This window comes from Erwinia sp. PPS120, assembly GCF_047918655.1.
GTDB classification, from domain to species: Bacteria; Pseudomonadota; Gammaproteobacteria; order Enterobacterales; family Enterobacteriaceae; genus Erwinia; species Erwinia tasmaniensis_A.
In genome coordinates this window covers 54,035-66,517 of sequence record NZ_JBLREF010000008.1, presented here as the reverse complement: position 1 = coordinate 66,517, position 12,483 = coordinate 54,035, and the positions used below count along the sequence as shown (strand labels likewise).

Annotated in this window: 14 protein-coding genes; 9 read left to right on the top strand and 5 right to left on the bottom strand. The window is 55.3% G+C overall.

Translation table 11 applies throughout. The features are described 5' to 3' along the window. Positions 1-153: 153 nt before the first annotated feature. The 4 genes from fur to ybfF all read right to left on the bottom strand — a co-directional run bounded on the left by fur (position 154) and on the right by ybfF (position 2,864). Complete coding sequence (gene fur, locus ACLRGG_RS05120; protein ID WP_416248725.1) at positions 154-597, bottom strand: ferric iron uptake transcriptional regulator; 444 nt, start codon at positions 595-597, stop codon at positions 154-156. Between the two features lie 379 nt (positions 598-976). Continuing rightward, entirely contained in the window at positions 977-1,507 is a 531-nt protein-coding gene (gene fldA / locus ACLRGG_RS05115; protein ID WP_416248724.1) for a flavodoxin FldA, read from the bottom strand. A gap of 163 nt (positions 1,508-1,670) precedes the next feature. Continuing rightward, complete coding sequence (gene ybfE / locus ACLRGG_RS05110) at positions 1,671-1,952, bottom strand: LexA regulated protein (protein WP_416248723.1); 282 nt, start codon at positions 1,950-1,952, stop codon at positions 1,671-1,673. A gap of 147 nt (positions 1,953-2,099) precedes the next feature. Continuing rightward, positions 2,100-2,864 carry an esterase gene (gene ybfF / locus ACLRGG_RS05105; RefSeq protein ID WP_416248722.1) on the bottom strand — a complete coding sequence of 255 codons (765 nt, stop codon included), beginning with the start codon at positions 2,862-2,864 and terminating at the stop codon, positions 2,100-2,102. Between the two features lie 258 nt (positions 2,865-3,122). Here ybfF and seqA point away from each other — a divergent pair, with 258 nt between their 5' ends. Together seqA and pgm are read left to right on the top strand one after the other, a co-directional pair. Then, entirely contained in the window at positions 3,123-3,665 is a 543-nt protein-coding gene (gene seqA, locus ACLRGG_RS05100; protein WP_416248721.1) for a replication initiation negative regulator SeqA, read from the top strand. 31 nt (positions 3,666-3,696) lie between these two features. After that, the gene (gene pgm, locus ACLRGG_RS05095) at positions 3,697-5,337 is read left to right on the top strand and encodes a phosphoglucomutase (alpha-D-glucose-1,6-bisphosphate-dependent) (protein ID WP_416248720.1); all 1,641 of its coding nucleotides are present in this window, start codon (positions 3,697-3,699) and stop codon (positions 5,335-5,337) included. Positions 5,338-5,390: 53 nt separating this feature from the next. Here the strand turns inward: pgm and kdpE are convergent, their stop codons facing one another. Then, positions 5,391-6,074, bottom strand: a complete 684-nt coding sequence (gene kdpE, locus ACLRGG_RS05090) for a two-component system response regulator KdpE (RefSeq protein WP_416248719.1) — start codon at positions 6,072-6,074, stop codon at positions 5,391-5,393. Between the two features lie 331 nt (positions 6,075-6,405). On the opposite strand from kdpE, the gene ACLRGG_RS05085 reads away from it, so the two are divergent. From ACLRGG_RS05085 to pxpA, 7 genes are all read left to right on the top strand, one after another. Continuing rightward, positions 6,406-6,612 carry a YbfA family protein gene (locus ACLRGG_RS05085; RefSeq protein ID WP_416248718.1) on the top strand — a complete coding sequence of 69 codons (207 nt, stop codon included), beginning with the start codon at positions 6,406-6,408 and terminating at the stop codon, positions 6,610-6,612. 117 nt (positions 6,613-6,729) lie between these two features. Then, entirely contained in the window at positions 6,730-7,686 is a 957-nt protein-coding gene (locus ACLRGG_RS05080) for a YbgA family protein (RefSeq protein ID WP_416248717.1), read from the top strand. A gap of 17 nt (positions 7,687-7,703) precedes the next feature. After that, positions 7,704-9,125, top strand: coding sequence for a deoxyribodipyrimidine photo-lyase (gene phrB, locus ACLRGG_RS05075; RefSeq protein WP_416248716.1), 1,422 nt, complete (start codon positions 7,704-7,706; stop codon positions 9,123-9,125). A gap of 17 nt (positions 9,126-9,142) precedes the next feature. Further along, positions 9,143-9,886 (top strand): type 2 GTP cyclohydrolase I, encoded by a 744-nt coding sequence (locus ACLRGG_RS05070; RefSeq protein WP_416248715.1) that lies wholly within the window; start codon positions 9,143-9,145, stop codon positions 9,884-9,886. Between the two features lie 213 nt (positions 9,887-10,099). Continuing rightward, positions 10,100-10,756, top strand: coding sequence for a 5-oxoprolinase subunit PxpB (pxpB, locus tag ACLRGG_RS05065; RefSeq protein ID WP_416248714.1), 657 nt, complete (start codon positions 10,100-10,102; stop codon positions 10,754-10,756). Further along, entirely contained in the window at positions 10,750-11,682 is a 933-nt protein-coding gene (pxpC, locus tag ACLRGG_RS05060) for a 5-oxoprolinase subunit PxpC (RefSeq protein ID WP_416248713.1), read from the top strand. The genes pxpB and pxpC overlap by 7 nt, the downstream gene beginning before the upstream one ends. Beyond that, a complete protein-coding gene (gene pxpA / locus ACLRGG_RS05055) occupies positions 11,672-12,412 on the top strand; it encodes a 5-oxoprolinase subunit PxpA (RefSeq protein ID WP_416248712.1) in 741 nt (246 codons plus the stop codon). The genes pxpC and pxpA overlap by 11 nt, the downstream gene beginning before the upstream one ends. Positions 12,413-12,483 lie beyond the last annotated feature (71 nt).

Below are 12,483 nucleotides of genomic sequence, written 5' to 3'. Positions count from 1 at the left end.
CGCTGAGCCAGCTGACAAGGATGGCGCAGCTATCAAGGTGCAAAACGTACCTACGGCTGAATACCTGGGGTGCAAGATGTGGAAGTAATATAAAAAACTGAATTGCAGATGCAAACCAAAAAAACCGGTGATTTCACCGGTTTTTTTTATTAATTAGTCGTCGTGCAAAGACTCATCTTCACGGCAGTCACCGGTGGTGCAGTGGCCATAAAGATAAAGACTGTGGTTACTGAGTTTTATACCATGGCGGGTAGCGATGTCGCGCTGACGAGTCTCAATTGACTCATCGCTGAATTCAATCACTTTTCCGCAGTCCAGACAGATCAGGTGGTCATGATGCTGCTGCTGAGTCAGTTCGAATACGGACTTGCCGCCCTCGAAGTTATGTCGCGTTACAATCCCGGCATCATCAAACTGGTTGAGTACCCGGTAGACCGTTGCCAGCCCAATCTCTTCGCCCATATCAATCAGGCGTTTATATAAATCTTCCGCACTGACGTGATGGCTCTCTGGTACCTGAAGCACTTCCAGAATTTTCAGTCGGGGAAGCGTGACTTTCAGGCCGGCCTTCTTTAATGCGGTATTGTTGTCAGTCATGCGGATATTGTCCTGTTACTTTGCTAGTCACTAAGTGGCTGAAAAGCCTTAAACATCGGTCGACGCAGAAAGCTAGGTGCGTCTCATTATAGAACTGATACTTCAAAATGGAAACCACGAGTGGGATGCGCAACCGCTGTGGGATGTAAAGTTGAGAACCCGATACGTCCAGGAAAGCAAACGCCCAATAAAAACGGGATTAACATTTTGCTCAGCACTCTTATCGCTTGTTGGGCGAGGAACGCTGAATAAGTGGGGTGACCGATGGCGATATTTTACAGATTTGCAGATGAAATTTATAAAGATGTTCCTATTACTTCTACAGGTAAAACCACTGGCCTGATACGAGACAACGCCCATATCAGGCCGCTGCACTTACTCAGGCTTCAAGAATTTCTTTCAGCTGCAGCTCGTCAAAAATCTGTTTAACCCATTGTTCGGTACGCTGCTGGGTCAACTCAGGCTGACGGTCTTCATCAATGGCCAGACCGAGGAAATGGTTATCGTCCGCCAGCCCTTTTGAGGCCTCAAAGTGATAACCCGCCGTTGGCCAGTGACCGACAATCACTGCGCCTTTAGGCTCAATGATGTCGCGGATGGTGCCCATAGCATCGCAGAAATACTCGGCATAGTCTTCCTGATCGCCACAGCCAAACAGCGCCACCAGCTTGCCGTTGAAATCGATCTCTTCCAGAGTTGGAAAGAAGTCGTCCCAGTCGCACTGCGCTTCACCGTAGTACCAGGTGGGAATACCCAGCAGCAAAATATCAAAGGCTTCAAGATCTTCTTTGCTGCTTTTCGCGATATCGTGAACTTCAGCAACGTCAGTGCCAAGCTGCTTTTGAATCACTTTTGCAAGATTTTCGGTGTTGCCCGTATCGCTGCCAAAGAAAATGCCTACGATTGCCATGAGTTTAATAACCTCTTGAAACTTAATGATATGAGATGGCTAACTTAAAAAAGATAACGGCAATGATAGCAGACAGCCACAGGGGGATAAACGAGTAATCCTCCTGCTTTTGTCGCATTGTGCTGTGCCCTCAGCTGTACCTGACCGCGAGATATCCACCGCTTCAGGAGTTCTGGCTGGCTAACTGCGCCATCACCATCTCTTCAATCAGCTCGCTGCGGCTCATATTACGCTGGTCAGCGAGGTGATTAAGGGCATCAACCGCATCGCTATTGATTTTCAGCTCGACGCGCTTAAGCCCGCGCACTTTATCACGCTTAAGCTGATTGCGTTTGTTGATGCGCAGCTGCTCATCACGCGTCAGCGGATTAGTTTTAGGTCGTCCCGGACGGCGTTCGTCTGCAAAGAGATCGATCGTGGTGCGGTCCGTGTTTTCTTTTGCCATAGAATCGTGGTACTGAAGGCTGGAGTTCTGATGGATTGAGCCATGTTGCCAAAGGGATTTTCACCCGCGACAAAATTTTAGCGCGCCATCATACCCCAGTGAAAGTCGAGACGACAACGATTTAACAATCTGAGGGGGCTTTTGTTTTCAACGCGCATAAAAACGGCTAATTGCGCGCAGAACAGCGTCAGGTTTCTCTGCATGCACCCAGTGTCCGGCACCGGCAATCACATGTGCACGTGCCTGGGGGAACTGCGCCAGCAGGGCATCACGCCACCTGTCGTCAAGATAAGCTGAGCGTTCGCCGCGGATAAAAAGCGCCGGATGCGGCCAGGCGGGGAGAGACTGCCAGTCGATAATCGCTGAGTAGTGGGCTTCCAGCGCCCTGACGTTAAAGCGCCAGCGCCCTTCATGAAAGGATTTCAGCAGAAACTGAATCACTCCCTCTTCCTCTATTGTCCGACGCATCAGCGCGGCGGCGTCGCCACGGGAGGTGACGCCCGCTGCTGTCACCGCGTTCAGCGCGGCAAAAATGGCGTCATGATGGCGCTCAGGGTAGGCGACGGGCGCAATATCAATCACCACCAGCTTGCCCGTGCGTTCTGGCGCAGCCGCCGTAAGGGCCATGGCAATTTTTCCACCCATCGAATGGCCTACCAGGTCAAAACGTGCGATCCCCAGCTCATCAAGCGTCTCCAGCACATCCTGCGCCATCGCCGGATAGCTCATCTCATCCGATCGCGGAGAAAGGCCATGATTGCGAACGTCAAGCTGGATCACCGGGCGCGTCTCCTTCAGCTCTCTGGCCAGTACGCCAAGGTTATCCAGGCTGCCAAACAGGCCGTGGATCAGCACAGTGGGGAGATTCGCGACAGCGGATTGTTCGGTTTGCAAGCGGACATTCAATTTCATAGCAAAGTTCTTACAGTTGAAACGAGGGGTTAGGGTATCATGGATCCACATTTTTCTGCCGAAACGATAAACGGCTTCCAGGCGACCTTTTTGCGGCATAGTCTGACTTTTGCCTGTATTGGGGTCTGGCGCTACACCCTGGCAGGATTTAACTTTATAATCCACATGTTAGAGCTGGTCTGTGAACCGTGCTGCGTAATCAAATCCTGTGACACGGCACCGGGCGGCTCTTATAAGCAATAATCGTACTGGATCATGATGAAAACTATCGAAGTCGACGAAGAGCTGTACCGTTATATCGCCAGCCACACCCAGCATATCGGTGAAAGTGCCTCTGACATTTTACGGCGTATGCTTAAATTCTCAGCCGGTCAGCCGCTGCCAAAGGGCGCTGCAACACCGCCAGCGATGGCGAAAACTGCTGCGCCTGCGGAAGTACAGTCGCGTCCCCAGGATCGCGTCCGTGCCGTACGTGAGCTGCTGTTGTCCGATGAGTATGCGGAACAGAAAAAAGCGGTGAACCGTTTTATGCTGATTCTTTCGACACTGTACACTCTTGATCCCAAAGCATTTGCTACCGGCACCGAGTCATTACTTGGTCGTACACGCGTCTACTTTGCGGGTAATCAACAAACCCTGGTACAGAACGGCACCCATACCAAGCCACAGCATATTCCGGGCACGCCGTATTGGGTGATCACCAACACTAACACAGGTCGTAAACGCAGCATGATCGAACACATCATGCAGTCGATGCAGTTCCCGGCGGAGCTGATTGACAAAGTTTGCGGCACCCTCTAACTGACAACCTGATAATCAGGGAGAAGCGCCCATGGCTAATGACCCCCGCGCCGGGCAGCCGGCCCAGCAGAGCGATTTGATTAACGTTGCACAATTGACTTCACAGTATTATGTCCTGCAACCCAACCCGGGCAATGCGGAACATGCGGTGAAATTTGGTACCTCAGGCCATCGCGGCAGTGCAGGGCGTCAGAGCTTCAATGAAACGCATATTCTGGCGATTGCGCAGGCGATTGCTGAAGAGCGTACAAAGAATGGCATCACCGGTCCCTGCTACGTAGGTAAAGATACCCACGCGCTGTCTGAACCCGCAATCATTTCCGTACTGGAGGTGCTGGCGGCTAACGGTGTGGATGTTATCGTGCAGCTGGATAATGGCTATACGCCAACCCCTGCAATCTCTAACGCCATCCTTGAACACAATAAAGCGGGTGGCGCGCAGGCTGACGGTATCGTGATCACCCCGTCACACAACCCCCCGGAAGATGGCGGTATTAAATACAATCCACCGAACGGCGGCCCGGCTGATACTAACGTCACCAAAGTGGTTGAAGACCGCGCCAATGCGCTGATCCAGGACGGACTGAAAGGCGTGAAGCGTATCGCGCTGGATGAAGCCTGGGCCAGTGGCCACCTGCAGGAAAAAGACCTTATTCAGCCCTATATCGAGGGTCTGGCACAGATCATTGATATTCCGGCCATTCAGAAAGCGGGTCTGAAGATTGGCGTCGACCCGCTGGGTGGCTCCGGTATCGCCTACTGGCAGCGTATTGCCGAATTCTACAAGCTGGATCTGACCATCGTGAATGATTCAGTGGATCAGACTTTCCGCTTTATGCATCTCGATAAAGATGGCGTGATCCGCATGGACTGCTCGTCTGAAAGCGCGATGGCGGGCCTGCTGGCGCTGCGGGATAAGTTCGATCTGGCGTTTGCTAACGATCCTGATTATGACCGCCACGGCATTGTGACCCCTGCCGGGCTGATGAATCCGAACCACTATCTGGCCGTTGCTATTAATTACCTGTTTCAGCATCGTCCTCAGTGGGGTAGCGATGTGGCCGTCGGCAAAACGCTGGTCTCCAGCGCGATGATCGACCGCGTGGTCAATGATATTGGCCGCAGGCTGGTAGAAGTGCCGGTCGGCTTCAAATGGTTCGTCGACGGACTGTTTGACGGCAGCTTTGGCTTCGGCGGCGAAGAGAGTGCAGGGGCCTCCTTCCTGCGCTTTGACGGTACGCCGTGGTCAACGGATAAAGACGGCATCATCATGTGCCTGCTGGCGGCAGAAATTACCGCGGTAACCGGTAAAAACCCGCAGCAGCATTACGATGAGCTGGCACAGCGGTTTGGCGCACCCAGCTACAACCGCCTGCAGGCACCCGCCACGTCGGCGCAAAAAGCGGCGCTGTCGAAGCTTTCTCCTGAAATGGTCAGTGCCGATACGCTGGCCGGTGACCCGATCACCGCCCGCCTGACGGCAGCGCCGGGCAACGGTGCGTCAATTGGTGGTCTGAAAGTGATGACGGAGAACGGCTGGTTCGCTGCGCGTCCTTCCGGTACGGAAGATGCGTACAAAATCTACTGTGAAAGCTTCCTCGGTGCCGGGCATCGCGAGAAGATTGAAAAAGAAGCGGTAGAGATTGTCAGTGAAGTACTAAAAAACGCCTGATTATTCAGGGTGGAACCGCAAAAAAGGCGCTAATCAAAGCGCCTTTTTTTCGTTCAGGGCATAAAACGGTAGCCTATGCCGGTTTCGGTGATCAGATAGCGCGGCCTGGCCGGGTCGGCTTCCAGCTTCTGGCGTAAATGCCCCATATAGATGCGCAGATAATGACTGTGCTCCACGGCATTCGGACCCCATACCTGATTCAGCAGCTGACGCTGCGTCATCACTTTACCGGCGTGATTGAGCAGGCTCACCAGCAGGCGAAACTCAGTCGGCGTCAGGTGTAAATCCTGCTGGTTCCGCGTAACCCGGCGATCGGCGATATTGACCGTGACATCGCCAAAGCTCACTTCCGGGCTGAGTGCAGACGGACTCGGATCTGCGCGATAGCGCAGTGCGACCCGCACCCTTGCCATCAGCTCGCCCACTCCAAAGGGTTTAGTCAGGAAATCATTAGCACCCGCATCCAGCGCTTCGATTTTGTCCTGTTCATTACTGCGGGCAGAGAGCACCACGATCGGGGAGGCGCTCCACTGGCGAAACTCACGAATAAACTCTCCGCCATCACCGTCAGGTAAGCCAAGGTCGAGAATAACCAGGTCGGGTTTGCGGGTGGCCGCTTCAATCAGGCCACGCTGGAGCGTATCGGCATCGTAAACGCGCAGGTCTTCACCCTCCAGCGCGAGGCGTAAGAAGCGGCGGATCTCTTTTTCATCTTCAATAATCAGGATCGGGGTCACGCTGTCTCGCTCAATAAATACATTCGTATGCCAACATTCTGCGGCTTAGCTATAGCTCTCAATCTACCAAATTATTCCCGGGGGTGCACAGATGCCCGTAAAGGCAGACGCGGCACGTCATGCTGCCGAAAATAGTGGATTAAGGCATTTAAGTTACATTAAGGTTAATTAAGTCTAGTTAATTAACCTTAATGTAACTTTATTACGGTTCAGAGAGGATAAAAGAGAGGATTTATCGCTGAAAGTGGTCAGATGAGATGAAAAATTACACTATAACGCGTATTATTTTCGGCAAATCTTCTCTTATCTTGCTGGCCTGTCGGGAGGGCTTATGCTGCTCTATCACGCTTACTCTTTACATCGAATAATCCTGCGCCGTATCGCGGTGGTTATCATTGGGTTTATCGCGCTGCCGTTTATGGTATTTCGTCATGATCGATCAAAGTTTTACAGCTATCTCCACCGCGTCTGGTGTAAAACCAGCAGCCAGCCGGTCTGGCTGGCCCAGTCGGAGGCAGCTGGCTACGAATTCCATTAATCTCACCCGCTTCGGCGGGTTTTTTTACTTTCATTCAGTATTTCTTAATATTCTCGCCTTTACTGTTACAACTGGGCTACACTTAAACTTCTACAAGAAGTTAGAGGTTGTACAACTATGAGCGAGAAAATTCCTGTTGGCATCAGTGCCTGTTTGCTGGGCGATAAAGTCCGTTTTGACGGCGGACACAAGCGATGCACCTTCGCTACGGATGAACTCGCTCCCTATATTCACTACGAACCGGCCTGCCCGGAAATGGCTATCGGTCTGCCTGCTCCCCGCCCGGCGCTGCGGCTGATCGATACCGCGGAGAGTAAAACGGCGCTGGCATTCAGTAACGGCCGTGGCGAGCCGGTAACGGAAAAAATGCAGCACTATTCGGAACAGCGAGTCGCTAATCTCCAGCATTTATGCGGCTACATCGTCTGTGCAAAATCGCCCACCTGCGGCATGGAACGCGTTCGGGTTTATCAGCCGGACAGCAATAATAATCGTAAAGAAGGTGTTGGCGTCTTTACGCGTGAGCTGATGCGTCAGATCCCCTGGCTGCCGGTTGAAGAGGATGGGCGGCTACAGGATGCGCCGCTGCGTGAGAATTTTGTCGAACGCGTCTATACCCTGCATGAGTTTAATGCGCTGTGGCAAAGTGGCCTGACCCGCGGCAAACTTATCGCTTTTCACAGCCGTTACAAGCTGTCGCTGCTGGCTCATTCTCAGGCGGAATATCGTGAACTTGGACGCTTTGTTGCGGCCATTGAAAGCTGGAGTTCACTGGAGGAGTATGCCCATGAGTATCGCCAGCGGCTGATGGATTTGCTGAAACATTCGGCCACCCGCGGCAACCACACTAACGTTCTGATGCATGTTCAGGGTTACTTTCGGCCACAGCTGAGTTCAAGACAGCGTCAGGAGCTGGCCTCACTGATTGACCATTACCGGCAGGGGCTTCAGCCGCTGCTGGCACCTATCACGCTGTTAAAGCATTACATGTCTGAGTTCCCCGACCCTTATCTCGCGCAGCAGCGCTACTTTGAACCCTATCCGGAAGCGCTTCGACTGCGTTACGGCCGCTAAACTTATCAGGAAGATTCATGGTCACCCATCTGTTCTGGATGCGTAACGATCTGCGTATTCACGATAACTACGCCCTAAATGCGGCCTGCCGCAATGCTGATGCCAGGGTTTTGGTGCTGTTTATTGCTACACCCGCCCAGTGGAAAGCGCACGCAATGTCCCCCAGACAGGCGGCATTTATTTTTAGCAGCCTCCAGGACGTGCAGCGGTCGCTGGCAGAAAAGGGCATCCCGCTTCACTCAGTCGAATGCGATGACTTTACCGCCTCGATTGACGTTCTGAAATCCTTTTGTCAGCAGCATCAGGTCAGGCGCATGTTTTACAATTATCAGTATGAGGTCAACGAACGCGACCGCGATGCAGCTGCGGAGCGTGAACTGTCTGATATTGATGTGGTTTCACAGGGGTTTGATGACAGCCTGCTGCTGCCTCCCGGTAGCGTGCTGACTGGCAATCGCGATATGTATAAGGTGTTCACCCCCTTCAGTCGTACCTTTGTAAAGCGTCTGCACGCTGGCCTGCCGGAGTGCGTTTCCGCTCCGGCCGCACGGGCAGGTGCGCCGCTGCGGGATATGCCCGTGCTCACGCCATTTAACTATCCTTTTGAGAGCGTTGATGAAAACCTTTTCCCCAGCGGTGAGGCCGCCGCGCTTGCGCGCTTGCGGCATTTCTGCCAGCGTACGGTTACCGATTATACCGAAAACCGGGATATTCCGGCGGTGGATGGCACCAGTCGCCTGTCAGTCTATCTGGCCACCGGCGTGCTTTCTCCGCGCCAGTGTTTGCACCGGCTGCTGACGGAGCATCCGCAGGCCCTTGATGGCGGCAGGGAATTTGTCTGGCTGAACGAGCTTATCTGGCGTGAGTTTTACCGCCATCTGCTGGTCGCTTATCCTTCACTGTGCCGCTACCAGCCCTTTATTGCCTGGACGCGCGGCGTCAGGTGGCAAAATAATCCGGCGCATTTTACCGCCTGGCAACAGGGGAAAACCGGTTATCCCATTGTTGACGCTGCCATGTGCCAGCTGAATAAGCTGGGCTGGATGCATAATCGCCTGAGAATGATTGTCGCCAGCTTTTTAGTTAAAGACCTGCTGATCGACTGGCGGGAAGGCGAACGCTACTTTATGTCGCAGCTGGTAGATGGCGATTTGGCTTCGAATAACGGAGGCTGGCAGTGGGCCGCGTCGACGGGAACCGACGCCGCACCCTATTTTCGCATTTTTAATCCCACCACCCAGGGGGAGCGCTTTGACCGGCAGGGCGAATTTATCCGTACGTGGCTGCCCGCCCTGAAGGAGGTACCTGACGAGTGGATCCATCAGCCGCACAGCTGGGCGGAAAAGAATCATGTCACGCTGGATTATCCGGCCCCGATTGTTGATCATAAAGAGGCGCGCAGGCAGACCCTTGACGCCTATGAGGCCGCGCGAAAATAGGATAATCGGGAATAACTATGCGTAATACAGAGCTTGAACACCTTGTTAATGAGAAACTTAACGCCGCCAGCTTTAGCGATTACGCCCCCAACGGACTTCAGGTTGAGGGCAGGGAAGCGATCGCTAAAATTATTACCGGTGTGACCGCCTGCCAGGCGCTGCTCGATGAAGCCGTACGTCTGGAGGCCGATGCGGTACTGGTACACCACGGCTACTTCTGGAAAAACGAAGCCCCGGCCATTAAAGGGATGAAGCGTAACCGTCTGAAAATGCTGCTGGCGAACGATATCAATCTCTACGGCTGGCATCTGCCTTTGGATGCGCATCCTGAACTGGGTAATAATGCACAGCTGGCGAAGCTGCTGGACATCACAGTTAAAGGCGAGGTGCTGCCGCTGGTTCCCTGGGGCGAACTGCAGGATCCGCTGACCGGAGAGCAGCTCGCTGCCCGCATCGCTCAGGTGCTTGGCCGCGAGCCGCTTCACTGTGGCGATAATGCGCCTGCGCTTATACGCCGGGTAGCCTGGTGCAGCGGCGGCGGGCAGGGATTTATTGATGATGCCGCCGCCTTTGGCGCTGATGCATTTATTACCGGGGAAGTTTCTGAACAAACCATCCATAGCGCGCGTGAACAGGGCCTGCACTTCTTTGCTGCAGGGCATCACGCAACGGAACGTGCCGGGATCCGGGCGCTGGGGGAGTGGCTCGCAAAGGTACATGGCCTGGACGTAACCTTTATTGATATTGCCAATCCCGCCTGATGAAGCCGGGCGGCGCTGCCGCCGCCCGTTGTACGCCCGAGCCTCAGTTTGCCGCCCGTCGCGCCTACGAGCCCATTTCGCCGCGCAAAACCGTTTATCTCATCCTCCTCGCACTCACGACAGATACACACCTTGTTGACACCTTAATCACATTTACGCATAACTGTTTGCCTTAATGAGAAAAAAACCGCATCGCGGGTCAGGAGGCGCATTTTGCAACGAGCACGTTGTTACCTGTTAGGCGAGCGCGCGGTAGTGCTTGAGCTGGAGCCGCCGGTTTCACTCGACAGCCAGCAGCGCATTTGGGGGCTGGCGGCAACACTCAGCGCTCGCCCTGAAGTCACAGAGGTGATACCGGGAATGAACAATATTACGGTACTGCTTAGCGACCCACAGAGCACGGCGCTGGATGCGATTGAATGGATGCAATCCTGGTGGGAGAAGAGCGAGGCGCTGTCGCTGGCAACCCGTCGGATCGAGATCCCGGTGGTCTATGGTGGCCAGGCTGGACCCGATCTTGAGGTGGTGGCGCACCACAGCGGCCTTACCCCGCAGCAGGTGGTGGAAGCGCATGCCGCTGCGGAATATCAGGTCTTCTTTATTGGTTTCCAGCCGGGCTTTCCTTATCTCGCCGGGCTGGATAACCGGCTGCATACGCCGCGACGCGCCGAGCCGCGCGTAGCGGTTCCGGCGGGTTCGGTGGGTATTGGCGGCAGTCAGACCGGCGTTTATCCCCTGTCCGCGCCGGGCGGATGGCAGCTGATCGGCCATACCGGGGTGGCGCTGTTCGATCCGCAAAATCGGCCGCCGACCTGGCTCAGGCCTGGCGACAGCGTGCGATTTATCCCGCAAAAGGAGGGCATATGCTGAAGATTATTCGCGCCGGAATGAGCACAACGCTACAGGATGCGGGGCGGACAGGCTGGCGGGACGCCGGCATTAGCGTCGGGGGCGTATTAGATCATCCGGCAATGGAGACGGCCAATATGCTGGTGGGCAACCCCCGACAGAGCGCCGTGCTGGAGATAACCCTGGGGCAGTTTTGCGCAGAGTTTGGGCGCGACGGCTGGATTGCGCTTACCGGCGCGGGATGCAGTGCGGATATTGACGGCCAGCCGGTGTGGACCGGCTGGCGTACAGCGGTAAGGAAGGGTCAGCGGCTGACGCTTAAAATGCCTCAGCGTGGTATGCGAAGCTATCTGGCGCTTGACGGCGGCTTTGACATATTGCCGGTGCTGGGGTCGTGCAGCACGGATGTTAAAGCGGGCTTTGGCGGCTTCGAGGGGAGAAAACTCGAAGAGGGCGACCTGCTGCCGCAGGCTGAACCGCCGCAGCGCTTTAGCAAGCCTGCTGGCGTTCGTCAGCTGCTGTTTGGCAACCGCATCCGCGCCTTGCCTGGCCCTGAATTCCATGAGTTCAGCCCGGAGAGCCGGGCGGCCTTCTGGCGGACCGGCTGGCAGCTTAACCCGCAGAGTAATCGTATGGGATATCGCCTGCAGGGCAGGGCGCTCAAACGCCTCGCCACGCGGGATATGCTGTCGCACGGGCTGATGCCCGGCGTCATTCAGGTTCCCCCCAACGGTCAGCCCATTGTGCTGATGGCCGACGCGCAGACCACCGGCGGCTATCCGCGTATTGGCTGCGTGATCGAGGCCGATCTTTATCACCTTGCGCAGATCCGGCTGGGTGAACCGATCCACTTTGTTCACTGCACGTTAGAAGAGGCTCTACAGGCAAAACGCGAACGTCAGCGATCACTCGATCAGATGGCCTGGGGGTTAGCACATGAAGGTTGATTTAAACGCCGATCTCGGCGAAGGATGCGGCAACGACCACGCCCTGCTACAGCTTGTCTCTTCAGCCAATATCGCCTGCGGTTTTCACGCGGGGGATGCAGGGACCATGCTGCAAAGCGTGCGCTGGGCGCTGGCCAGTGGCGTGGCGATTGGCGCCCATCCCAGCTTCCCCGATCGTGAAAATTTTGGCCGCACGCGTATGACGCTGCCGCCCGGGCTCGTTTACGCCCAGGTGGTTTACCAGATTGGCGCACTGAAGGCGATGGCGGAGAGTGAAGGGGGAAGTCTGGCGCACGTTAAGCCGCACGGAATGCTCTATAACCAGTCCGCGCAGGATCCCGCGCTGGCTGACGCCATCGCCCGTGCGGTGAAAGCGGTGGATCCCAGGCTGGTGCTGGTGGGGCTGGCGAACAGCGAATCAATCCGCGTGGCGCAGGCCCTGGGGCTGAGCACGCGGGAAGAGGTGTTTGCCGATCGCGGCTATCAGTCCGATGGTTCACTGGTGCCGCGCGCTCAGCCTGGCGCACTGGTCGACAGCGACGAAATGGCGATAGCCCGGACGCTGGGTATGGTCGCGCGCGGTGAGGTGCAAAGTCTGAGCGGCGAGTGGGTGCGGGTGCGGGCAGAAACGGTTTGTTTACACGGGGACGGCGCACATGCACTGGCCTTTGCCCGCCAGCTGCGCAAGGCCTTTGCCGAACAGCACATCCTTGTGACCAGCGAACGCTAATTTAAATAGCGGGCTGGGTGCAATATTTTCAGTTTCCCGGTACGGCGCGGGCGATATTCAGAGAAACCAGG